The following is a 22,348-nucleotide window of genomic DNA, read 5'->3' on the forward strand; positions in this document are numbered from 1 at the left end:
AAACGACACGCCTTTCCCTGTGAGGTCGGCGTTTCAATGCCGGTCTGAAGACCGGCACACCGAGAAGGCGCGTTTGGTGTGCCGGCCTTCAGACCGGCATGGAACCGCCACCCCCAACAAGCGAGCGCTCACGCGCCGCCCGCTTCCCCGCTCCCTGCCGATACGCCCCGCGAAACTCGCGCGGCGTCAGCCCCCGAACCTGCAGGAATTGCCGGTTGAAATTGGAGAGGTTGCGATAGCCGACCTCGTCAGCGACATGCGCGACCGGCCTCTGCGTGCCGATCAGCAGGGCACAGGCCTGGCCGATGCGCAGCTGCGTGACATAGTCCATCACCGAAAGCCGGGTGTGGCGACGGAACAGGCGCTGGAAGCCGGAGATGCTGAGGCAGGAGAGTTCGGCAAGATCGGCGATGCGGATATCCTCGTGGTAATGGGCGTGGATATGGCCAAGCACGCGATCGATGCGATCCCCGTCGGACGGCGTCGCGGCCGCCGCCTGGTAGGCAGGGCTCGCCAGCGGCTCGGCCTCCCCGTCGCGCGCCAGGATCTGCAGGACCTGCATCAGGTTGAGGAGGCGCGCGGCGCTGTCCAGCCCAGGCATGGCCTCGATCAACGGCCGGGCCCGTCGCGTCGCCGTGCCCGAAAAACGGATGCCGCGCCCGGCCGTGTCCAGCAGCGCCCGGACATTGCGCATCTCCACGAAGGTCTGCGTCAGCCCCGCCGCCCATTCCAGGCGGAACCACATCACCAGGGCCACATGCGGCGCGTCCAGCGCGATCTTGTCCTCCGAGAACCAGGTATGCGGCAGGTTGGGGCCGAGCAGCACGAGGTCGCCATCCTCATAGGCGCCGATATGGTCGCCGATGAAGCGCCGGCCCCGGCTGTTGCTGGTCAGCGTCAGTTCGAATTCGGGATGGTGATGCCATTCGAAGGGAATGCCTTCGTCGAGCCGGCGGTTGAGCAGCGTCCAGGACGCATCCGGTGGGACAGTGAGCTTTTCGAGGAAAGGCCTCATGCGATCATACCTCGAGGGCGGCGGCTGGGAAGCACAACGCCACGATAGTATCAGTTCTTGCTGTTACAGGCCAACATAGTGCGGGAGGACGCTGCTAGTTTCCGGCCATCTTCAAACCCGATCAGGAAACGGACATGGCCGAGGCGGCGCTCAAGAAGGACTCCCATCCCATCACCCAGCTCGTCACCACGCAGCTGAAGGATATCGACAAGAAGCTGCCGCTGCGCGTCTTCTCCGAAGCCGATTGGCAGCACTGGATCACCAAGGGCTATGTCATCCTGCGCCAGGCCGTGCCGGCGGCCAATATCGAGCGCCTGGTCGACCTGCTCTGGCGCTTCGACGAGAAGGATCCGCGCGATCCCTCGACCTGGTACGCCCCGCAGCGCCGCGAGCACAAGATGAAGGAGCTCAACAACACTGGCATGCTGGAGATCTACAACCACCAATATCTCTGGGACAACCGCCAGGAGCAGCGTGTCTATGACGCCTTCGTCGACATCTGGGACCGCGAGGATCTGTGGGTGACCGTTGACCGCGCCAATCTCAACCCACCAAAGAATGTCAGGGGCAATCCCAACGGCTTCATCCACTGGGATGTCGACACCTCCATCCGCCCGCTGCCGATCGGTGTGCAGGGCGTGCTCAGCCTGCAGAAGCAGGACGGCGATGTCGGCGGCTTCCAGTGCATCCCCGAGTTGTTCCACGGCTTCGACGAATGGGTGAAGACCCAGCCCGTCGACCGCGATCCCATGCATCCCGACACCACGGGCCTCGAGATCGTCAATATCGAGATGGAAGCGGGCGACATGCTGATCTTCAACAGCCTGCTCGCGCATGGCGTGCGGCCCAACCATTCGAATGGGCGCGTGCGCATGGCTCAGTACATTTCGATGCATCCGGCCGAGGAGGACAACGAGGCCGAGCGCGGCGAACGCATCCATCTGTGGCGCGATCTCGAACACCCCAAGCGCGATGCCTTCCCGGGCGATCCGCGCGACTGGGAGAAGAACAATGCGCAGACCGCAAGGCTGAGCCCGCTCGGCGAGAGACTGCTCGGGCTGAAAAGCTGGCGGTAAGGCGTGCCGGGGATCGCCGGCTGGAAGCAGCGCGATACCCATGGCATTTCCCGGGTGCGCGGACGTCCTCGTCAGCATCTTGACACTCGACGCCCGCCGATAAGGAAGATGCGTGCGAGACGCCCGCGCACCCGGGATTTTTCACCTCCCCCTCTTGCATTGCCTCAACGTTTGGTTGATCGATGGCCCTCGAAACGCCCAGAACGCCGCCATCCGGCGGGAGATTTGTGGGCATTGGGGAGACAATGATGCGTATCAACCGTTTGGCGCTCGCGGCTGGCGTGGCCCTGGCCCTGATAAGCACGGTGGCCTTCGCGGCCGACAAGGTGACGGTGGCCGTCACCTCGATCGTCGAGCATCCGGCCCTCAACGCCGCGCGCGACGGCGTCAAGAAGGCGCTGGCGGATGCCGGCTACAAGGAGGGCGACAACCTCGTCTTCCAGTTCGAGACCGCACAGGGCAACCCGGCCACCGCCGCCCAGATCGCCCAGAAATATGTCGGCGAGAACCCGAATGTGATCGTGCCGATCGCCACGCCCTCGGCCCAGGCCGTGGTGGCGGCGACGCAGGACATTCCCGTCGTCTTCACCGCCGTGACCGATCCGGTCAGCGCCCAGCTCGTCAAGGATCCCGCCCATCCCGGCGGCAATGTCACCGGCGTATCCGACATGTCGCCGCTGGCCGACCACCTCAAGCTGATCAAGCAGATCGTGCCCGGGGTGAAGAATATCGGCGTGCCCTATAATCCTGGCGAGAGCAACAGCGCGGTGCTGCTGGCGGCGCTGAAGAAGATGGCGCCCGATTACGGCGTCGAGATCGTCGAGGCTCCGGCCACCAAATCCTCCGACGTGCAGGCTGCGGCGCAGAGCCTGATCGGCAAGGTCGACGTGATCTATGTGCCCACCGACAACACCATCGTCTCGGCGCTCGAAGCGGTGATCGGCGTCGGCACCGACAACAAGATCCCGGTCTTCTCCGGCGATACCGACAGCGTCAACCGCGGCACCATCGCCTCCGTCGGCTTCGACTATTTCGATGTCGGTGTCCTGACGGGCAAGACCGTGGTGCGTATCCTGAAGGGTGAGAAGCCCGGCGACATCGCTGTGCAGAACCCCACCGGCACCGACCTCTTCGTCAACACCAAGGCCGCCGCCGCCATGGGCGTGACCATCCCGCAGGACCTGATCGCCAAGGCGAAGAAGGTGATCAACTGAGAGGCGCGACTCGCCTCCCCCACGAAACTGGGGGAGGTGGGCCGGCAAAGCCGGCTCGGAGGGGGTGTGGCCCGGCGGGCTCGGCATTTCAGAATAAGGACCATCATTCCGGCAGTATCCTCACAAGCTTCTGCTTGTCAGGGTACAGTCGTCCGGAATGACGACGCCTCCGCCTTATCCTTCAGAGTCCAGCCCGTCGGGCCACACCCCATCCGACCTCGCTTCGCGAGGCCACCTTCCCCAGCTTCGTGGGGAAGGCTCAGGTCGCGCCCTACCCGGCGCGACCGTTCTTCTAGGACCACTGCATGTCTCTCTTCTCCTTCCTGGGCGCCGTCGAGATCGGGCTGATCTATGCCCTGGTGGCGCTCGGCGTCTTCCTCTCCTTCCGCATCCTCAACTTCCCCGACCTCACGGTCGACGGCAGCTTTCCCCTCGGCGGCGCCGTGGTGGCGGCGCTGATCATCGCCGGCGTCAACCCGCTGCTGGCAACGCTTGCTGCCATCCTGGCAGGAGCTCTCGCCGGCCTCGTCACCGCCTGGCTCAATGTGCGCTTCAACATCCTGCATCTGCTGGCCAGCATCCTCACCATGATCGCGCTCTATTCGATCAATCTACGCATCATGGGCGCGCCGAACCTGCCGCTGCTCAACCAGCCCAGTGTGATCGACTATTTCGCCTGGGCTTCGCCGCTGATCCAAGCCACCGGCCTGCCGCTGAAGGCGACGCTCAAGGTCCTCGCGCTTGCCGTCATCGTCGCCCTGGTCTGGCTGGCGCTGACGCGCTTCCTTACTTCCGAATTCGGCCTCGCCATGCGCGCCACCGGCGCCAATGCCCGCATGGCGCGAGCGCAGGGCGTGTCGACCAGCCTGCACATCTATGTCGGCATGGCGCTCTCCAACGCCCTGATCGCCCTCGCCGGCGCGCTCTTCGCCCAGACCGCCGGCTTTGCCGATGCCAATGGCGGCACCGGCACCATCGTCAGCGGCCTCGCTGCCGTGATCCTCGGCGAGACCTTGTTCCGCACGCGCTCGATCCTAATCATGCTGCTGTCCTGCGTGGTCGGCGCCATCATCTACCGCATCGCCATCGCGCTGGCGCTGAACTCCAGCGGCCTCGGGCTGAAGTCCTCGGACATCAATCTCGTCACCGCCGTGCTAGTGGGCTTGGCCCTGATGCTGCCGAGCGTGCGCAATCCCCTGAAATCCATGTTCCGGCGGAGTGCCTGAGATGATCGCGCTCCAAGGCATTCATGTCACCTTCGGCCGCGGTACCCCGCTGGAGAACCGCGCCTTGCGTGGCCTCGACCTCGCCATCCCCGCCGGCCAGTTCGTTACGGTGATCGGCTCGAACGGCGCCGGCAAGTCGACCTTACTCAACGTGCTCAGCGGCGACGCCCGGGCCGAGCGCGGCCGCATCGAGATCGAGGGCACCGACGTCACCCTCTGGCCCGCCCCCAAGCGCGCCGGGCTGATCGCCCGCGTGTTCCAGGATCCGATGGCGGGCACCTGCGAGGGCCTCTCGATCGAGGAGAACATGGCGCTCGCCTATGCGCGCGGGCGCGCGCGTGGCCTCGGTCCCTCGCTGAACGCGACGCGGCGCGACCTTTTCCGCGACAAGCTCAGCGTACTGGGCCTGGGGCTCGAAAACCGCCTCGGCGATTCCATGGGCCAGCTCTCCGGCGGCCAGCGCCAGGCCGTGAGCCTGTTGATGGCGACGCTTACAGGCATGAAGATCCTGCTGCTCGACGAGCACACCGCCGCGCTCGACCCGCGCACCGCCGATTTCGTGCTGGAGCTGACGCGCAAGATCGTGGAGGAGCAGAAGCTCACCACCCTGATGGTCACCCACTCCATGCGCCACGCCCTCGACCATGGCACGCGCACCGTGATGCTGCATGAAGGCCAGATCGCCTTCGATCTCGACGCCGAGCATCGCCAGGGCTTGGATGTGCCGGACCTGCTGAAGCTGTTCAGCAAGGTGCGCGGCGAGCAGCTGGACGACGACAGCCTGCTGCTGGGGTAGGAATGGTGCTGGCCGTTTTCCGCCTTCTCGGATGCCGAGACGGAGCGGGCAACACTGTTTCTGGCTCGTACAAATTTGAAAGAGAGTCAGGCAAAGTGCCGGACGGCGCCCGGCACTTTGTCGCTGGGTCGGATCGGTTAGTCGATAGCCTTCAGCCTGTCGGCAGACATCTTGCCACTGCGCTTATCGGCCACGAGTTCGAAGCTGACCTTTTGGCCTTCGCGCAGCTCATACAGGCCTGCACGCTCGACGGCGCTTATATGAACGAAGGCGTCCGGGCCACCGCCCTCAGGTGAAATGAAGCCGAAGCCTTTTTGTGCGTTGAACCATTTGACAGTACCGGTCGGCATAGAGAGAGACCTTTCGTGCTCAAGAAAGTAGATCTGCGAAAGTGCAGACCGACGGAAATCGTTTGGGCGTACACATAGGTGGTCGGCAGCCAGGAGGATGCAAGCTTAAATGCCGCACCACGTGAACATCAGGCTGCGAAGTCTGGAACGCCGGGTTTCGCCGAGCGCCAGCAGACAGCGATCGGGGCACATGGCAATCATCGCCTGCTTGTCGCCCGTCCCGAAGTTTTTTGGATTGTGCCAGAGGTGGGACGACGGCGGATGCCTTCAAACAGGTGGTGCGACAGGTCGATTTAGATCCTTGGCAAACAGATGAAAAGACGCTGCTCTTCAAGGCGTCAAACTCGACAGCAGATCGGCGATCTCTATCGTCGAGACATGGCAGAAGGTATCGGACACGGCATAGGGCAGAATAATCCGGCTGCCATGCCGCATCGCGCCACAGGTATAAACGACGTTCGGGACATACCCCTCGCGCTCGGAAGGCTCGGGCCTGATCAGCGGCTGGCTTGACCGTGCCAGAACCTTCGAGGGATCTTCCTTGGCCAGGAGAACCGCGCCGATGGAATATTTTCGGATCGGGCCGACACCATGGGTCAGCAGAAGCCAGCCCTCATCGAGTTCGATGGGGGAACCGCAATTGCCGATCTGAACGAATTCCCAGGGGAAGCGCGGTTTCACAATGGCCGTGCCGCCATCCCACGCATAAAGGTCGTCGGAATAGATCAAATAGAGGTTCTCGTTATCCTGCCGGGCAATCATGGCATAGCGGCCGGCAATCTTGCGCGGAAACAAGGCCATGCCCTTGTTGCGGGCGGCAGATCCTCGGAGTGGCATCATCCGAAACGACACGAAATCCGTGGTCTCGATCAGTTCCGAGCGTATTGCCAGGCCATTATAGGCCGTGTAGGTGGCGTAATTGGTCCTGCGGCCCTCATCCTCGAACGTAACGAAGCGGGCATCCTCGATACCATTGGACTGGCTGAGCGTAAGGGGAAAGATCACGCGCTCGCTCAGCTCCTCGGCGGGATCGAAACCAACTTCGACGGCTTCGCCACCCTCGACCGATTCTCTGCTTTCCACTCTCGGAAGCGAGGCGAGGCGGGAGGCCGGCGCCATGCTGACCGAACCATCGGCCGCGATGAACCCTGATCGAAAGGTGAGGGAGGAAATGTGCCCCTCTCCGACAGCACGCAAGCTGAGGATGACGCGATGTCCTCCCTCAAGCGCGCCCGACTGATCGGGATCGAGCACGATACTTGGATTGAACAGGGCCGATGCCTCGAAAGAATATTCGTTCAGGAAATAGGCCCCCACAAGCAGGCGCTGGGCACGGGTGAAAAGAGTGTGGGATGCGAATGCATCCTCCATTTCCTCGGCCCGTCTCTCCAGCAAGGTCAGGAGATTGCGGTGCCGGGATTGGAAATTGCCGAGAACTTCGGTGAGTTCCAGGGTTGCTTCCTCGGTACCGAGCGCCAGGACGCGGTCGACAATGTGGTTGGCTCTGGTCTTGTCGACCGGGCTAAGATCGCGCGGCTCGGTCGCAGGCCTGAAAGGGCGCACGATGACTCGCGCCGGATTGGGGCGGAGATAGACCTCCTGCCGATTGAAGGCCGGGCTCTGGGACACCACGTCCTCCGTTTGCTTGGGCGGGCGCGAGATATGATCCATCGAATCTATTCCAACTTTTCCAGACGGGTGCCGACATCGGTACTGTGAGAACCGAAAGCGCCCTTAGGCATGAAGGGCGCGGATCGGTCTGAGCCGCACCGTCTCGCAATTTTCGCGCGCGAGCTGGCGAATTTCCGCCAGGCTGATCAGATAGGACAGAACGGACTCGCCTCCCTTGTTTTCGTTGGCCCGATCAGGATGCAGCCCATCGCTGCAGCTTCCCGTCAGGGGGTCGACCAACGGCACCCAGAGATCGTTGCTGCCCAGGAACCAGGCGAAGATCCGGGTGGCATCGCCCTGCCAGATCACGTCATTGGTCGAGCGCCAGGCGGACAAGCAGGCGGAAATCATGGCTGTCGCCTCTACCGGCTGCTGGTCGAAGGCATGGGGGGGCTTGCGCTTTTCGCCGAAGCCTCTGGTACCCACAGGCCTGAAGAAACCGCTCGGACTTGTCTGCAGTTGTGTCAGCCAGCGCAGGGAGCGAAGGCCCGCTTCGACATAGAGAGGATTTCCCACCGTGCCTCCGGTCACGATCAAGGCTTGCGACAAACGGGCATTGTCATAGGAAAGCCCTTCCTCGAACCAGATCCAGTCCGCCGTCTCGACCGAGGACAGCAGCGAGATCAATCGGTCGGCAAGAAGCGTTCGCAGGCGCAGGGCCCGGACATCGTGTCCCGCCACGGCGCAATAGTCGTCGAGACCAAGCAGTGTGAACGCCCAGGCGCGGGGTGAGGTAAAGGTCTCCACCGCCCCCAGTGCCTCCCGGAACAAGGAAGCTGCCCAGCGCCTGCGCGATGCATTGGCATCACTGCTCGCGGCCTTGCCGAGAGCCCAGAGGGTTCGTCCGTGGCTGTCTTCCGAGCCGGTATCCTCGAGCCAGCGTCGATCGAAGCTCATGAAGTTGCGAAAGCGCCTCGTATCCGGATTCCAGGCATGCTGGATGAAAGCGGCCAGGCGCGTCGTCTGAATTTCGGAAAGACGCAGTTCCCCCGGGCTGTTCAGCGCGCAGGCCAAGAGCAGCGCGCGGGCGTTGTCGTCGACGCAGTAGCCATGGTCCCGATCCGGCACGCAGAGAACCGCATGCTGGAAGAGCCCGGTGTCGTCGCACATCGAGAGGAAATGACCGAGTTCCATGGGTGGCGAAGTAGCGGTGTCGCGCGCGAAAAGACGATGATCGATCTGTGTGCGCTCCTTATGAGCCGCCTTGACCTGGCTGTTGCGTATGGCCTTCTCGAAGACGGCGAGATAGCGCTCGGCCGTGCGCTCCCACGTCATCGACCGGCTCGTGGCATAGGCCCGCTCCCGCATGGCCTGGCGTTGGGTATCGTTGCTGAGCAGCCCCCCCACCGCGCTCCCGATGGCGCGGGTATCGCCGAAGGGAACCAGGATGCCGCGACCGTCGGCCAGCAGTTCCTGGGCGTGCCAATAGGGCGTGGAGACCACGGCCTTGCCGAGCCCGAAACTGTAGGCCAGCGTGCCGGATGTCATCTGCGCCTCCTTGAGATAGGGCGTGACATAGACATCGCACATCGAAATGAAGGAGAGCAGGGTCGGCTTGTCGACGAACTGGTCGAGGAATACGACGCGATCCTCGATCCCGAGATTGCGAACGCGCTCCATCAGGCTCTCGCGATAGGCTTCGCCCTGCTCGAGGACGAGGTTGGGATGCGTCGCGCCGAGCACGACATAGATGGCGTCCGGCTGGCTCTGCAGGATGGAAGGCATGGCATCGATCATGGTTTCGATGCCCTTGTTGGGCGAGAGCAGGCCAAAGGTCAGGATGACGGACTTGTCCTTGAAGCCGAGCTTGGCCTTGGCCCGATCCGGCTTGACAAAGGCAAAGTCGGGAATCCCGTGCGGAATGATCTCGATCTTTTCATCCGCCACCTTGTAGATGGTGCGCAGGAGTTCGCGCCCCTTCTCGGCCATGACGATGACCTTCGACGAAGCGTCGACCACCCTGACAAGAACACTGCGCTGCTCGGGAGTAGGCTCGGCCAGGATCGTATGAAGCGTGGTGACGATGGGCATGGTCAGGCGCGAGAGCAGCGTCATGATATGGCTGCCTGCCTCGCCACCGAAGATGCCGAACTCATGCTGGAGGGAGACGGCGTCGACATGCCCGGTGTTCAGGAAATCGGCCGCCTCGATATAATCCTCCAGCCTGTCGTCGTGGATCTGAAGCTGTACGGCGGAAGGATAGGCATAATGGCGGCCATGATCGGTCATGGCGACGATCGACGTGTCCAGATCGGCCCGCGACGCCGCCACCGCTTGCTGGAGGTCGGTCGTGAAGGTCGCGATCCCGCAGCGGCGGGGTAGTGAATTGCCTATAAAGGCCAAACGGTTCAACGAACTCATATGCGCACTTCCATCTTGTTCAAGGTCGATCGAGAAAGGATCGAAGGGCGAGGGAAATCGGGGCTCGACGCGTCCACTGGCATGTGGTCGAGCAGGGTAAGCAGGTTGGCCGCGGGCTTGGGGCCGGGATAGGCCAGAAGGCCGCTGAGCCCCTCCGCTCCAACCTTGATGGGAACTTTTTCGGCGTCCACGAAGAAGGCCTTGCCGATGCCCGCCTTCATCCGACCGACTTCTGCATGACCGTGCAGCACAAGAAGCCAGGTTTCGTGTTCTGCCTTGAGATCCCAATTGGAATCGGCAGCGAGATCGATGCCTTCGAGGATGAAATAGGGACTGGCGACCAATAGCGTCCTGGCATCCGAGAGCCTCGCAGCCATGGCCTGCTTGACCGGAGCTTCTCGACTGGAGGCCGCCACGGCATGGTCCACATCGAGCTTGCGCTGCCGCCCATAGTCGAACAGCCGAAATGTCGCGTCGCTGCGCTGCTGGATCTCTGCCAGCACAATGCCGGGACCGATCGCATGGATGGTGCCGGCGGGAACGAAGATGACATCATGCTTCTGGACGCCGCGCCATTGCACAAGGTCCGAGATGGAGCCGTCCTCGATGGCCGTTCTGAGCTGCGCTGGATCGAGCTTGCGCTTCAAGCCAAGAGCCACGCTCGCATCGGGGGTGGCGGAGAGAATATACCAGGCTTCGGTCTTGCCATGGTCGAGACCGATCGACCGCGCGAAGGCGTCGTCGGGATGAACCTGGATGGACAGAGGCTCGGTGGTGAACAGGAGCTTGAGGAGCAGGGCCGGTTCGACAGAGATGACGGCGCTACGCTGGCACCACAATTCTCCGATGGCCCCCCGCTCATCCCGGATGTCGCTCCAGGGCAGCAGATCCAGACTTCCCCAGGGTTTGCGCACCGCGCGCATATCGGCCTGTTCGATCGTCATCGTGGTCTCCTGGTTCGCACCAGCGGGCTACCGGAGGTGATGATTGGTCTGGGTGTCTTGATCCTCCGCTGGAACGCTGAGGATATTCGCCGGCGAGGACGGGAGAGGCGTCGATGCCCCTTATCCCTTCTTCTTCGGAAGAACGTTGCCCACCGGGGTCAGCATGCCTCGCGTCAGCAAGGAAGTTGCGGCGGCCGGCGCTGCCGGCTTGGCTGTCTTCGGCTTACGGGTTTCCCGATTGCCGCGTTTCTGTCCCTTGGCCATCCTGCTCTCCTCTGGTCTGCCACGCTTGAGAACTGTGCCGGACAAGGCACGACGCCCCACGATCTCTAAGATCTGGAACTCTATGAGTGGCGCTTTGGTTCCGAACTCTAGAAATAATCTCAGAAAATATCCCGTGAAACCGGAGACATCTCTGTGTAAAATTTATTCTTCTGATGCTCTCGCAGAAGTAATTATGCTAACGAAAATTAAAAGATGAAGAATGGATATTATTTTATTTATATTCTAATTCATAAAAATACTGGAAGTTTGAGGTAATTCGGCGTATGGTCGTCCGTCAAATTTCACGAGCAGGTCCTTTTGGCAGGGCGGCCAGGAGCGCCGTCTGCACATAGAGCCAGATGAAAGACGTCATGCATTGTCCTGCCGGCACTTTGTAGTGAGGACCGGCCAGCGCTTGCCGCTTGGCATCGCGGGGCAATAAGCGCCAGCGCGGCACTCCTGCAGACAGGCTTTGAGTGTGGCCGCCGGCGCGACCACTTCCGTGGCGAGCAATCGCCGTGGGAACCCTCGCAAGTCTTTGCCACCGGCTTCGTCCGCCTTGATGGCGCTGGTCGAGCGCGAACGAGCCGCCCGATGAAGGCTGCGATCTTGTCGAGAGCGAAAGCGCCAGCGAGGTCCTTTCCTGCCGACGGCGTCGTTCAACCTGCGCTGGAGGATTTTCCTGCATCCTGCCCCCTATCGAACCTTGAAACGACGAAGGAGATTCAAAATGGATACAAATACGAGATCGATCTACACCAGCTCCAATGGGGATCGCTGGGTACTGGTCCACAATCCCGAGTCCGGCCGGTCCCTGGTTCGGCACGAACCGAACCGGTCTTCCGGCGGGAAAGCAGTCGAGATCGACGTCGACGACTTCCTTCTGCGCGACGGTGAGAGCCCACAGGGAATCGCGCTGCGTACACTGCTGAGCAAATAATTCCTCTCTTGGCGCGCGAGCTAATCACATGGGCGGGCATCGGCCAAGCCAGGCATCACTGCTGGCTTCCATCCCTTGCCAGCCCCACCTGATTGAGCCTTGCCTCTCCCCCGGAGCGGATGATCACAGCCACGCCAAAGGCATTCCCATCACCCTCGGTCGCGGCACGCCACCGGAAAACCGCGCCTTACGCGGCCTCGACCTCGCCATTCCCGCCGGCCAGTTCGCCACGGTTATTGGCTCGAGGGGCGGGTAACTTGAGGCTCCCCAACTCTGTTCACCACCTCCTGACCGGCTCCCAAGCACCAGGCTGCTCGTGAAATGAGGTCGCACGCGCCTATCCTCTGAGGACACGATGGTGAATGATGCCACGGGGGGCGCTGACCGGGAACGCGAGGAAAGATCGAGATGGAAGACCGGGAGATCCGGGCGGCCCTGGATGTCCATTGGGCTGCGTCCGACGCGAACGACTTCGAGGTTGAACACCAGATTTACCGAGAGGACGCGGTGCTCGAATATCCGCAGTCGGGCGAACGCATCCGCGGCCGGCGCAATATCCAGGCGTCCCGCTTCGCGCAGCCGAACACGAAGCGCTTCACCGTGCGGCGCATCATCGGCGCTGGCGACCTCTGGGTCACTGAATTCGTCCTCACTTATGATGGGCAACCGTCCTACACGGTGAGCATCATGGAGTTCGACGACGGGAAGGTGGCCCGCGAGACTCAATATTTCGGCGATGCATTCGAGCCGGGGCCTTCGCGCGCTCAATGGGTCGAACGGATACCGTGAAATGCGAACGGCGCGAGCCGACGATCAAACGTTTTCCCCGTGCGGAACCAGATCTCGGAACACAGGAGCACAAGCATGGCATCCCCCGATACGCTTCGCTATACGAAGATCCCCCTTGCCCACGGATCCGGTGCGATCCCCGCAGTCGGGTTCGGCACGCTCATCCCAGATCTTCTTGCGACCAGACAAGCAACCCGGACCGCTTTGGACGTGGGATTTCGGCATTTCGATTGTGCCGAGCGATACCGTAATGAAGAAGCGGTTGGCGACGCCTTGCAGGAAGCGCTCAAGGCGGGGACGGTCCGGCGGGAGGACGTTTTCGTTACCACCAAGCTATGGAACACCAATCATCGTCCCGAGCGGGTCAGACCCGCCTTTGAGGCCAGTTGCCGGCGACTGCAGCTCGACCATGTCGATTGCTATCTCATCCATACCCCTTTCGCCTTTCGGCCCGGCGACGACCAGGATCCGAGGGACGAACACGGTCAGGTCATCTATGATCCTGGGGTGACGTTGATCGAGACGTGGGGAGCGCTCGAGCGCCTCGTGGACGAGGGTCGATGCAGGTCGATCGGCCTGTCCGATATCACTTTGGAGAAGCTGCGAGAAATCGTTGCGCAGGCGCGGATCATGCCTGCGGTGGTGCAGATCGAATCCCATCCCTATCTCCCGGAATGGGAGCTTCTCGACTTTTGCCGGGAGCATGGGATCGTGCTGCTGGCGTTTGCAGCGTTGGGACATGGCTTGGATCCAAAAGTGCTTGATGAACCTGTGATCACAGCCATCGCGCAGCGGGTTCATAAGACGCCTGCTCAGGTTTTGCTGGCCTGGGCCGTGCAACGCGGCACAGCGTTCCTCACGACCTCGGTCGCCCCCGAGCGCATCCGGGAGAACTTCGAGCTTTCGAGCCTGCCTGAGGACGCCCTGCGCGAGATTAGGGACGGCATAACGACGAGCGTCCGGTTCAACGCCGTGATAGGCAGCGGTGTGCCTGGCTTTATTCCCCGCGCCAGTTGAGCTGAACTCCGCGAAGTCGGTCGTACTGGCTCCGGCGGGAAGCATTTTGCACTCGTCGCCGTCCAGTTCGACGTCTCGCCTGATGATGAGGTTTCTCCAGCCAAGCCAAGCCTCAGGGTCGGCCTGCCACACCTGCTGGCCCCTCCTGAGCGGATGATCACAACCGCGGCAATTGCCACTGGTTGCTTGTCTTTTCAAAATCCCTGAGTCACAAATGCAGTGTGTCTGTGACGCTATGGCAATCGGGCCGGGAAAAAATCAAAATCCCGATCGCGTGGCGCCATCACGACAACCATAAAAAAAGGGGAACTTGAACATGAAGGCTCGCTCGGGAACGCGTTCGGTCGCGGGGCGTCTCATCTTTTCCGCGGCGCTTCTGGTGCTTGGCGCAACGCTTCCTGCCAAGGCGGAGATGATCGGCAATTGCGAAGTCACGGGCACCAAGGGTTCCGACCCAATCAAGCCGGCCATCGAAGGCCAGCTTACCGTCCAGACCTCGCTGCCGGCGCCGGCCTGGTGGAACGGCGACTCGCCGGACGCCATGAAGGACGGCTATGAATATTGCATGGCCCAGACCATGGCCTACCGCGCCGGCCTCGACAAAGTGAAGATCATCAACGTCTCCTTCGACGCACTCGTCGCCGCGCAGACCAAGGATTTCGACATCGCCCTCGCCGAAATCTCGATCACCGACAAGCGCAAGCAGGTCGTCGACTTCTCCACCCCCTATTTCGACTCCGACATCGGCGTCGCGGTCAAGAAGGGCACGAGCTACAGCCCTGACACAATCAAGGACATGCGGCTCGGCGTGATGCAGGGCACCACTGGCGCCGCCTTCGTGGATAAGAACCTGAAGCCAAAGGAAGTGAAGGTATTCACCGACACCGGTGCCCTGAGCACGGCCCTGATGGCCAACCAGATCGATGCCGGCCTGCATGACACCTCGATCATGCTGGGCGTCGCCACCAACTCGCATGGCATGATCGAAGTGCCCGCCCAGTACACGACGGGCGAATCCTATGGCGCGCTCTATCCGAAGGGCTCGGCCAACGAAGCCGTCTTCAACAAGATGATCGACGACATGAAGAAGGACGGCACCTTCGCCGCGCTGTCCAAGAAGTACCTTGCCGATGCCTGGGGCGCCGATCCGGCCAAGATCCCCTACATCAAGCCCTGATCGCGCTGCCGCACCGGATCGCTCCCTGAGCGGTCCGGTGTTGTCATTCCGGGGTATCGCCTTGCCGGGATCGCGTTCCGATTTTCGGCAGGCGCGATGCCGTTGAGTGGCAGCTTCTTCCCGACTCCTTGATTTGACGCATTCCTCCCGGCGGCGGCGACCCTGCTTCCCGGAAATGCCCAGAAGGCGAACACGCGCGATGTCTGTGAACACCGACCAGCCGGGAGGCAAGCCTACGCTTGGCCTTCTCGGCGGCGAGCGACGCTGGAGTGCCGGCGCACCGCCCAAGGACGCCACGAGTTGGGCGATCACCGCCCTGATCGTCAGCGTCATCGTCACCCTAGTGACCTGGAAGACCCTGCGCGACATGTATGCCGCGCTCGGCTCGGTCGGCGCGGGCGGCCTGATCGTCGCCGGTCTCCTCATTCTGCTCGGCCTCGTCGTGCTGCTGCTCCTGAAGCCCGCCGTCACCTCGTGGCGCCAATCCGTGGCTGCCAAGCAGGCTCTGGCCGCCAACGATCTGATCGCGGCCCGAACCGCGACGGCCGTCGTGCGCGACAGCGCCTATTCGGCGCTCGGCTATGGTGCGGTGACAGTGATCCTCCTCGCCGCCGCGCAGTTCTTGATGGCCAACGACCTTGCCGTCAGCCGGACCTTTCTTCAGGTGCCCCTGATCATCAGCTCTTTCTGGCTGATCCTGAAGGCCTTCTGGATCAACATCTACATCTTCGTGCTCGCCGAGATCCTCGTGCTGATCTGGGGCCTGATCGTCGCCATCGCGCGCCTGATCCCGGGCGAGGCGGGCCGGCCCGTCCGCCTGATCGCTACCATCTACACCGACATGTTCCGCGGCCTGCCAGCGATCATCAACATCTACCTGATCGGCTTCGGCATTCCGCTTACCGGCCTGCCCTATCTCAAGGATATGGCGCCGGAATCCTACGCCATCCTCGCCCTGACGCTGACCTATGGCGCCTATGTCGCCGAAGTCTACCGCGCGGGCATCGAGAGCATCCATCGCAGCCAGGTCTCGGCAGCCCGCTCGCTGGGCCTGTCCTATATGCAGACGCTTCGCTACGTCGTGGTGCCCCAGGCCGTGCGGCGCATCATCCCACCGCTGCTGAACGACTTCATCGGCCTGCAGAAGGATACCGCTCTCGTCAACGTCATCGGCTCGATCGATGCGTTCAACCAAGCCCGCATCATCGGCGCCAACAATTTCAACCTCTCGCCCGTGACGACGGTGGCCCTGCTGTTCATTGTGATCACCATCCCCCAGGCCCGTTTCGTCGACAAGATGCTCGAGCGTGAACAGCGCCGCATGCACTCTTAGGCCTACCGAAAGGGCAACGCCGATGGCGATGATTGAAATTCGCGACGTCAAGAAATCCTACGGCCAGGTGAAGATCCTGGACGGCCTCAGCATGAATGTCGACGAGCACCAGGTGGTCTGCCTGATCGGCCCGTCGGGCTGCGGCAAGTCTACACTGCTGCGCTGCATGAACGGGCTGGAGCAGATCCAGGGCGGCGAAATCCGCATCCATGGTGACCGCATGACGGGGCCAGGGGTCGATGTCAACGCGCTCCGGCGCGACGTCGGCATCGTGTTCCAGAGCTACAATCTCTTCCCGCATATGAGAGTGGTGGAGAATGTCATGCTGGCCCCCACCAAGGTGCTGGGGCAGAATCCAGCGGAAGCCGAGGCTCGCGCCCTGTCGCTGCTCAAGCGCATCGGCCTGGAACACCGGGCCACCGCTTATCCCGACCAGCTCTCGGGCGGGCAACAGCAGCGTGTCGCCATCGTCCGCGCGCTGGCGATGGGCCCGATGGTGCTGCTCCTCGACGAGATCACCTCGGCGCTCGACCCGGAGCTGGTGTCCGAGGTGCTCAACATCGTGCGCGATCTCGCGGAGGAAGGCATGACCATGCTGCTCGCCACCCACGAGATGGGCTTCGCGCGCGAGGTCGCCAGCAAGATCTGCTTCCTCTATGGCGGCAAGGTGCATGAGGAGGGCCCGCCCTCCCAGATCTTCGGCGATCCGACCCAGGAACGCACCCGCGCCTTCCTGCAGCGCATCATTGAGGCAGGGCGGTTGTAGGCGTCAGACCGGGGAAATAGGCGCAACGCCGATCGAGTATGCTTGGGCGCGAGCTTCGCCCGTAGAGGCGCGGCGCTGGGATCTACCTTCTCCGCAAGGGAGGGAGGCTGCCGGCGTCGAGCCCCTCAGTACCGCCCTCCAGTGCATAACGACCCCAATCCTCCGCGCCTCGGCGCGCCGCTCTTGCCGAAAGCCGGCATCCATGTTTGAGCAAAGCGAAGCTCAAATCCTGGGGGACCCGATGCCGGGCGGATTCTCGATCGTCATTGCCACGCCCACCGTGCGCGCCACCCTGATGGCGCCCTATGTGCGCAGCCTCTTCGATCTCCAGTCAATCTGCGCCGCCCGCGACATCGAGGTGAAGCTCCTGCTGCTGGCCAATGTCAGCTCGATCGATTTCGCCCGCAACATTTTGTGCAGCCAGTTCCTCTACCAGACGCAATGCAGCCACATGCTGTTCATCGACGACGATATGGGCTTCAACCCCGAGGAACTCGCCAGGATGTTCGACTGGCGCGACAGCGAGGTGGTCGCCGCCATGTGCCCCAAGCGTTCGATCGACTGGACACGCATCAAGCAGGCCGTGCTCGCCCATCCCGACATCGAACCAGCCAAGCTCGCCCAGCTCGGCGGCGACTACAAGGGCATGTTCTACCTGCCCGACAACGCCCCCACCATGACCGTCGGGCCCCAGCCGATGGAGGTGGACGCCATCGGCACCGGCATCATGATGATCTCGCGCGCCTGCCTGATGATGCTGCTCGCCGGCGGCACGATCCCGACCACCACCTCCCACCTCACCCTCGACCACCCCATGCATAATTTCTTCAGCACCACGAAGGAGCATGGCGAGGACCACAATTTCTGCCACACCGTCCGCCGCCACGGCGGCAAGGTCCTCGGCTGCCCCTGGCTGACGGTGACGCATACGGGACAGTATGATTTCGTGGGCGATATCAAGGGGATCGCGGAATATTCGTAGTGGGGGCCCGGAAGCGTTCCTGGGACCGCAGGCGTCTCGCCTGCACCTTGAACCGCGTCGTTTCCAAGAGCAGGCGAGACGCCTGCGGTCCCAGGAACGTTTCACCAGTCGCACTACTTGATGGAAATGTCACAGGGCTTGCCCGCCTCCCTTATGACGGAGACCAAGGTTCCACAGCCAGAATTGTGGATTTCGTGCAGCTCAATTATCTGGAAACAAAAGCGCTTCGTAGTTCATGGCACCGTTCACGATGTGCATGACAAACAGCTCACCCTCATGCACCTTGTATAAAATCAGATAGTTACCATGCACAGCGCGCCGAATGCCGCTTGCCTCACGCCTGGGGAGCAAGGGATACAAAAAAGGCATCTGTGGCAAGGCGCGGCATCGCTCTTCGAGCTCTGCGACAAAGGACAAAGCCCGACGCGGACTGTCCTTGGCAATATGATCACCGATGCGAATGAGGTCAGCCCGCGCCTCACCTCACCCGTGATGACCAATTTCATTCGCCAGCTCTTTCAGCCATCCCTTGGTAGCGGGCGCGCAATTCCGCAAAAACCTCATCAGCCGAATGGATACGGCCGGCTTCAATGTCGGCGAGACTACGATCCAAGGCGGCGTCCAAGGCGGCTAGTCTTTTCTCGCGCTCTTCGACCAAGCGGATTCCTTCCCGAATAACCTCACTTTTCGAGTTGTAACGGCCCGAAGCAACGAGGCGCTCCACGGTGCCTTCCAACTGCTTTCCCAGCGCAACACTGCTTGGCATGACATTCTCCTCTCCACTGGGTAGAGATAGCACAATGTGATAATAGTTAGCAAAATTCCTTCGAGGCTACTTCCCCGGACGCTACAGGCCCGTCACGAAATTCTCCATCACCCCCTCCGGCAGTTCCATCACCCCCGCCGTCGCCGTCCACACCAGCAGCGCCTTCACCGGCCTCTCCGAATAGAGCTTGCCGAGCAGATGCCGATAGAGCGCGATCTGGCGCAGATGGGCCGTCGGCACTTCTGCGAGCGTTCTCGGCGGGTGGCGATTGGTCTTAAAGTCGGCGATGCGGATGGCATCGGTGCCGACCGCCAGGCGGTCGATGCGGCCTGAGACGACATAATCGGCATCGCCCGGGCGCGGGATGCGACCGGCGAGGGAGACTTCCGCCCGGCTGCCTGCGCCGAACAAGGGTGCGAGTTCGGGGAGGGCCAGGACGGCGAGCGCCTCCTCGGCCCAGGCCCGGTGGTCGTCGGGCCATTCCGGCGCGGCGCGGGCGAGAAAGGCGAGGGCAGCCTCGCCTTGGGCCGAGGGCGCCACCTCCGGCAGATATTGCAGCAGGGCGTGGATGAGGGCACCGCGGCGCAGGATCTTGGGGTCTGGCGGCTCGGCCGAAGCGAGGCCCGCCAGTTCCTCCGGATGCTCGGCCTCGGATGGGTTGAGCGTGACCTCGGGGGGACGTTCGGCGGCCGCCTTCTCGAACAGCCAGGTTGGGGCTGAGACCGCTGCAGCCTTCGCGGACACATTCTGGTTCGCCACCGGACGACGCGGGGTCGGCTCATAGACCAGGCGCTCGGCCTCGCCATCCGGCTCGACCCGGGCACCCGCGGCGCTCAGCGTCCCGGCGATCATGTCGTACCAGTTGCCGGGGCGCCGGGCAGTGGCGCCCTCGAAACCAGCGACGATGAGGCGGTCCTCGGCCCGCGTCAGTGCAACATAAAGGAGACGGCGATGCTCCGCCTCGCTCTCCGAGCGGATTGTCGCGCGCGCCTCGGCGGCGGGGGGAGGATCCGAGGCCTTGTTGGGGGACCACAGCGGGATCTCGCTGCCAACAGCGCGGCCGGGGCTCTGCACCCAGAAAAGCTTGGGATCATGCCGGCCGTCGGGCGCTGAGCAGGTATCGGCGAGGATGACGATCTTGGCCTCCAGCCCCTTGGCCCCATGCACCGTCATCACGCGCACCTCGCCGCGCGCCACATCCATGTCGCGCTTGATCTCGGCCCTGGCCTCGGCGAGCCAGGCGAGGAAGCCTTGCAAGCTGGCGGTATTGGCGCGCTCGTAATCGCCAGCGATGCGCAGGAACTCGTCGAGCGCATCGGCCGCCTCCTGGCCGAAACGCGCCAGCAGCACGCGCCGGCCGCCGTCGCGAGCCAGGATGTCGGCGAAGAAGGCGAAGGGCGTCTTGAAGGCGGCTTCGTTGAGCCATTCCATCAGGCGATGCCTGATAGAGGCGAGGCGATCCTCGCTTTCCGCTGCCGCCGCCAGGGCCGCCCAGAGCGAGCCCTTGCGCCCCGGCGCGAGGGCGATGAGATCATCGTCGTAGAGCCCGATCAGCGGCCCCTTCAACACCGTCGCGAGGGTGAGGTCGTCATCGGGCAGCAGCGTGAAGCGCGCCAGCGCCATCAGGTCCATCACGGCGATATGGTCGGTCAGCACGATGCGGTCGGCGCCGGCCACCGGCACGCGCGCGAATTTCAGGGCGCGGATAATGGCCTCGAACAAGGCGTTGCGGCTGCGCACCAGCACCATGATGTCGCCGGCCTGGTAGTGTGCGCCGGTGGCGGCATCGCCCTCGTCGATCAGGCGCCTCGCTTCGGCGGCGATCTTGCGGGCGAGCCTTATCACCGGGCTCGATACCGGCGTCTCATCGAAGGGCGCGTCCCAGGCGGCGATCTCCGGCGAAGGCAGCGGCTTTTCCACCGGCCAGACCTCGACGCGGCCGGGATCATGGGCGCGCACGGTCTCATGTACGGTCGGGACGTCGTCGGAGGAGAGGCCGCGCCGGTTGTCGGCCTCGGCGAAGACATGGTCGACGGCCCGGAGGATATCGGGCGTCGAGCGGAAGGACTGCTTGAGCTCGATGGCCTCGAAGCGCTCCTCCGCTAGGCCGGCTTTGACGCGAAAATGCGCGCGCATGCGGGCGAATTCCGCCGGTGCCGCGCCCTGGAAGGAGAAGATCGACTGCTTCTCGTCGCCCACCGCGAAAATGGTGCGGCGCTCCACCCGCGCCCCTGCGCCGGCTGTGAACTCATGCGCCAGCCTCTCGATGATGGCCCATTGCGCGGGGCTGGTGTCCTGCGCCTCGTCGACCAGGATGTGATCAATGCCGCGGTCGAGCTTGTAGAGCACCCATTCCGCCCCGGCACGGCTCAGGAGATCGGCGGTGCGTTGCACGAGATCGTCGAAATCGAGCGCGGCGCGGCCTGCCTTGCCGGCTTTGTAGCGTCCCAGCAGGGCGGCGGCGACTGCGAGCAGCGCTCCCGTCCTCTCATAGGCGGCGGCAGCCTTGCGCCGCTCCAGGAGGCCGCCAATGCGGGCGAGTTCTTCGAGAAGTTGCTCGGCATAGGCGGGATAGTCCTTGCTGAAATCCTTGACCAGGAAGGCGTTGGGCGAACGAGCCTCGCCCGTCCCGGTAAGAAAGATGCCGCGATAGGCCTCGGCCCGCCGGCCTAGCGCGGCGGCGACGGCCGCATCCAGGCGGTCGGCCAGATCCTGCACGCGCTTGCTGTCATATTCGCGCAAGGCACTCGCCATGGCAGGCCATTCTCTTTCGGGAATCCCCGCCTCGTTTATAGCCGCCTCGATGGCGGCAACACTCTCGCCCGGCTTGAGATCGAGCAGCAGTCGCAGCTGGCTCAGCGCGTCGGCGCGGCCCTTGCCGGCGAGGAAGGGCCTGAGGGATTCGCGCTCCCAGGTGATCTCGGCGAGCAGCCCGTCGAAGGCGCCCTCGCCGGTCTCCTCGACCAGCCGCGCCATGGCCCGGCCGAGCGCGCCCTCCGGCTCGGCATTGGCTTCCAGGATCAGGCTGGTGCGAGCGGCGTCCAGCAACTCGCGGCCGGCCCTGTCGTCCAGCACAGAAAACTGCGCGGGAACATTGGCCTCAAAGGGGAAGAGATGCAGCACACGCTCGCAGAAGGCGTGGATGGTAAGGATCTTGAGCCCGCCCGGCGTCTCGATGGCCGAGGCGAAGAGCTGCCGCGCCCGCTGCAGCCCGGCGGTCTCGGGCCGGATGCCTGTGATGGCCTCGATCTCCGCGGCGAGCTTGCCGCTCTCCATCACCGCCCATTTTCCGAGCTGCGCGAAGATGCGGTTCTGCATGTTGGCCGCCGCGGCCTTGGTGAAGGTGAGGCAGAGGATGGCGGAGGGATCGACATTGGCGAGCAACAGGCGAATGACGCGCCGCGTCAGCACCGTGGTCTTGCCCGAGCCGGCATTGGCGGAGACCCAGGCCGACAGCGTGGGATCGGAAGCGAGCCGCTGGTTCAGGATGGTGTCGTTGGAGGGCTGGCGGGGGGTGGTCATCGCGGCGGCTCTGCAAGCAGGATAAAGCGCGCCGCAAGCCTCCCCCACGAAGCTGGGGGAGGTGGCCGAACGAAGTGAGGTCGGAGGGGGTGTGGCCGGAAGGGCTCCACGTTGGAGTGTGAGACTCCGACTCTTTTGC

General features: G+C 63.1%; 19 protein-coding genes and 1 pseudogene. 11 read left to right on the forward strand and 9 right to left on the reverse strand.

Annotation, left to right across the window (positions count from 1 at the left end; all coding sequences use genetic code 11):
- Positions 1-88 precede the first annotated feature (88 nt).
- Complete coding sequence (locus QQL24_RS30640) at positions 89-1,015, reverse strand: AraC family transcriptional regulator (RefSeq protein ID WP_284316092.1); 927 nt, start codon at positions 1,013-1,015, stop codon at positions 89-91.
- Positions 1,016-1,149: 134 nt separating this feature from the next.
- Between QQL24_RS30640 and QQL24_RS30645 the strand changes: the two genes are divergently transcribed.
- The 4 genes from QQL24_RS30645 (at position 1,150) to QQL24_RS30660 (ending at position 5,327) form a co-directional block, all read left to right on the forward strand.
- Positions 1,150-2,091, forward strand: a complete 942-nt coding sequence (locus tag QQL24_RS30645) for a phytanoyl-CoA dioxygenase family protein (RefSeq protein WP_284316093.1) — start codon at positions 1,150-1,152, stop codon at positions 2,089-2,091.
- A gap of 248 nt (positions 2,092-2,339) precedes the next feature.
- Positions 2,340-3,305 (forward strand): ABC transporter substrate-binding protein, encoded by a 966-nt coding sequence (locus QQL24_RS30650; protein WP_284316094.1) that lies wholly within the window; start codon positions 2,340-2,342, stop codon positions 3,303-3,305.
- Positions 3,306-3,610: 305 nt separating this feature from the next.
- Positions 3,611-4,531, forward strand: coding sequence for an ABC transporter permease (locus tag QQL24_RS30655; RefSeq protein ID WP_284316095.1), 921 nt, complete (start codon positions 3,611-3,613; stop codon positions 4,529-4,531).
- Position 4,532: 1 nt separating this feature from the next.
- Complete coding sequence (locus QQL24_RS30660) at positions 4,533-5,327, forward strand: ABC transporter ATP-binding protein (protein WP_284316096.1); 795 nt, start codon at positions 4,533-4,535, stop codon at positions 5,325-5,327.
- Between the two features lie 137 nt (positions 5,328-5,464).
- Here the strand turns inward: QQL24_RS30660 and QQL24_RS30665 are convergent, their stop codons facing one another.
- From QQL24_RS30665 to QQL24_RS30685, 5 genes are all read right to left on the reverse strand, one after another.
- Positions 5,465-5,677 carry a cold-shock protein gene (locus tag QQL24_RS30665; protein ID WP_284316097.1) on the reverse strand — a complete coding sequence of 71 codons (213 nt, stop codon included), beginning with the start codon at positions 5,675-5,677 and terminating at the stop codon, positions 5,465-5,467.
- 330 nt (positions 5,678-6,007) lie between these two features.
- Entirely contained in the window at positions 6,008-7,348 is a 1,341-nt protein-coding gene (locus QQL24_RS30670; RefSeq protein WP_284316098.1) for a glycoside hydrolase family 130 protein, read from the reverse strand.
- Between the two features lie 63 nt (positions 7,349-7,411).
- Positions 7,412-9,709, reverse strand: coding sequence for a glycosyltransferase family 4 protein (locus QQL24_RS30675; RefSeq protein WP_284316099.1), 2,298 nt, complete (start codon positions 9,707-9,709; stop codon positions 7,412-7,414).
- A complete protein-coding gene (locus QQL24_RS30680) occupies positions 9,706-10,653 on the reverse strand; it encodes a class I mannose-6-phosphate isomerase (protein WP_284316100.1) in 948 nt (315 codons plus the stop codon). Before QQL24_RS30680 ends, QQL24_RS30675 begins: the two co-directional genes overlap by 4 nt.
- 120 nt (positions 10,654-10,773) lie before the next feature.
- Positions 10,774-10,917, reverse strand: a complete 144-nt coding sequence (locus QQL24_RS30685) for a hypothetical protein (RefSeq protein WP_284316101.1) — start codon at positions 10,915-10,917, stop codon at positions 10,774-10,776.
- A 730-nt stretch (positions 10,918-11,647) separates the two neighbouring features.
- Between QQL24_RS30685 and QQL24_RS30690 the strand changes: the two genes are divergently transcribed.
- The 7 genes from QQL24_RS30690 (at position 11,648) to QQL24_RS30720 (ending at position 17,921) form a co-directional block, all read left to right on the forward strand.
- Positions 11,648-11,857 carry a hypothetical protein gene (locus tag QQL24_RS30690; RefSeq protein WP_284316102.1) on the forward strand — a complete coding sequence of 70 codons (210 nt, stop codon included), beginning with the start codon at positions 11,648-11,650 and terminating at the stop codon, positions 11,855-11,857.
- Positions 11,858-12,265: 408 nt separating this feature from the next.
- Positions 12,266-12,646, forward strand: a complete 381-nt coding sequence (locus tag QQL24_RS30695) for a nuclear transport factor 2 family protein (protein WP_284316103.1) — start codon at positions 12,266-12,268, stop codon at positions 12,644-12,646.
- Between the two features lie 75 nt (positions 12,647-12,721).
- Complete coding sequence (locus QQL24_RS30700; RefSeq protein WP_284316104.1) at positions 12,722-13,663, forward strand: aldo/keto reductase; 942 nt, start codon at positions 12,722-12,724, stop codon at positions 13,661-13,663.
- 316 nt (positions 13,664-13,979) lie between these two features.
- Positions 13,980-14,840, forward strand: coding sequence for an ABC transporter substrate-binding protein (locus QQL24_RS30705; protein ID WP_284316105.1), 861 nt, complete (start codon positions 13,980-13,982; stop codon positions 14,838-14,840).
- A 199-nt stretch (positions 14,841-15,039) separates the two neighbouring features.
- Positions 15,040-16,173: an amino acid ABC transporter permease gene (locus QQL24_RS30710; RefSeq protein ID WP_284316106.1), complete on the forward strand. Its 1,134-nt coding sequence runs from the start codon at positions 15,040-15,042 to the stop codon at positions 16,171-16,173.
- Positions 16,174-16,195: 22 nt separating this feature from the next.
- Positions 16,196-16,939 carry an amino acid ABC transporter ATP-binding protein gene (locus QQL24_RS30715; protein WP_284316107.1) on the forward strand — a complete coding sequence of 248 codons (744 nt, stop codon included), beginning with the start codon at positions 16,196-16,198 and terminating at the stop codon, positions 16,937-16,939.
- A gap of 241 nt (positions 16,940-17,180) precedes the next feature.
- On the forward strand, positions 17,181-17,921 hold the full coding sequence (locus tag QQL24_RS30720) for a hypothetical protein (RefSeq protein WP_284316108.1): 741 nt from the start codon (positions 17,181-17,183) through the stop codon (positions 17,919-17,921).
- Between the two features lie 201 nt (positions 17,922-18,122).
- On the opposite strand, the pseudogene QQL24_RS30725 reads toward QQL24_RS30720, so the two are convergent.
- From QQL24_RS30725 to addA, 3 genes and pseudogenes are all read right to left on the reverse strand, one after another.
- Positions 18,123-18,389: pseudogene (locus QQL24_RS30725) on the reverse strand (type II toxin-antitoxin system RelE/ParE family toxin); the annotation flags it as partial.
- A gap of 34 nt (positions 18,390-18,423) precedes the next feature.
- Positions 18,424-18,687, reverse strand: a complete 264-nt coding sequence (locus tag QQL24_RS30730; RefSeq protein WP_284316109.1) for a type II toxin-antitoxin system ParD family antitoxin — start codon at positions 18,685-18,687, stop codon at positions 18,424-18,426.
- 81 nt (positions 18,688-18,768) lie between these two features.
- The gene (gene addA / locus QQL24_RS30735) at positions 18,769-22,209 is read right to left on the reverse strand and encodes a double-strand break repair helicase AddA (protein WP_284316110.1); all 3,441 of its coding nucleotides are present in this window, start codon (positions 22,207-22,209) and stop codon (positions 18,769-18,771) included.
- Positions 22,210-22,348: the final 139 nt, after the last annotated feature.

Source organism: Labrys miyagiensis, from assembly GCF_030160835.1.
In the GTDB taxonomy this organism is placed as follows: Bacteria; Pseudomonadota; Alphaproteobacteria; order Rhizobiales; family Labraceae; genus Labrys; species Labrys miyagiensis.

Coding starts and splice junctions, on each gene's coding strand:
- QQL24_RS30640 (WP_284316092.1), bottom strand. CDS start 1,015: ATGAGGCCTTTCCTCGAAAAGCTCACTGTCCCACCGGATGCGTCCTGG.
- QQL24_RS30645 (WP_284316093.1), top strand. CDS start 1,150: ATGGCCGAGGCGGCGCTCAAGAAGGACTCCCATCCCATCACCCAGCTC.
- QQL24_RS30650 (WP_284316094.1), top strand. CDS start 2,340: ATGCGTATCAACCGTTTGGCGCTCGCGGCTGGCGTGGCCCTGGCCCTG.
- QQL24_RS30655 (WP_284316095.1), top strand. CDS start 3,611: ATGTCTCTCTTCTCCTTCCTGGGCGCCGTCGAGATCGGGCTGATCTAT.
- QQL24_RS30660 (WP_284316096.1), top strand. CDS start 4,533: ATGATCGCGCTCCAAGGCATTCATGTCACCTTCGGCCGCGGTACCCCG.
- QQL24_RS30665 (WP_284316097.1), bottom strand. CDS start 5,677: ATGCCGACCGGTACTGTCAAATGGTTCAACGCACAAAAAGGCTTCGGC.
- QQL24_RS30670 (WP_284316098.1), bottom strand. CDS start 7,348: ATGGATCATATCTCGCGCCCGCCCAAGCAAACGGAGGACGTGGTGTCC.
- QQL24_RS30675 (WP_284316099.1), bottom strand. CDS start 9,709: ATGAGTTCGTTGAACCGTTTGGCCTTTATAGGCAATTCACTACCCCGC.
- QQL24_RS30680 (WP_284316100.1), bottom strand. CDS start 10,653: ATGACGATCGAACAGGCCGATATGCGCGCGGTGCGCAAACCCTGGGGA.
- QQL24_RS30685 (WP_284316101.1), bottom strand. CDS start 10,917: ATGGCCAAGGGACAGAAACGCGGCAATCGGGAAACCCGTAAGCCGAAG.
- QQL24_RS30690 (WP_284316102.1), top strand. CDS start 11,648: ATGGATACAAATACGAGATCGATCTACACCAGCTCCAATGGGGATCGC.
- QQL24_RS30695 (WP_284316103.1), top strand. CDS start 12,266: ATGGAAGACCGGGAGATCCGGGCGGCCCTGGATGTCCATTGGGCTGCG.
- QQL24_RS30700 (WP_284316104.1), top strand. CDS start 12,722: ATGGCATCCCCCGATACGCTTCGCTATACGAAGATCCCCCTTGCCCAC.
- QQL24_RS30705 (WP_284316105.1), top strand. CDS start 13,980: ATGAAGGCTCGCTCGGGAACGCGTTCGGTCGCGGGGCGTCTCATCTTT.
- QQL24_RS30710 (WP_284316106.1), top strand. CDS start 15,040: ATGTCTGTGAACACCGACCAGCCGGGAGGCAAGCCTACGCTTGGCCTT.
- QQL24_RS30715 (WP_284316107.1), top strand. CDS start 16,196: ATGGCGATGATTGAAATTCGCGACGTCAAGAAATCCTACGGCCAGGTG.
- QQL24_RS30720 (WP_284316108.1), top strand. CDS start 17,181: ATGCCGGGCGGATTCTCGATCGTCATTGCCACGCCCACCGTGCGCGCC.
- QQL24_RS30730 (WP_284316109.1), bottom strand. CDS start 18,687: ATGCCAAGCAGTGTTGCGCTGGGAAAGCAGTTGGAAGGCACCGTGGAG.
- addA (WP_284316110.1), bottom strand. CDS start 22,209: ATGACCACCCCCCGCCAGCCCTCCAACGACACCATCCTGAACCAGCGG.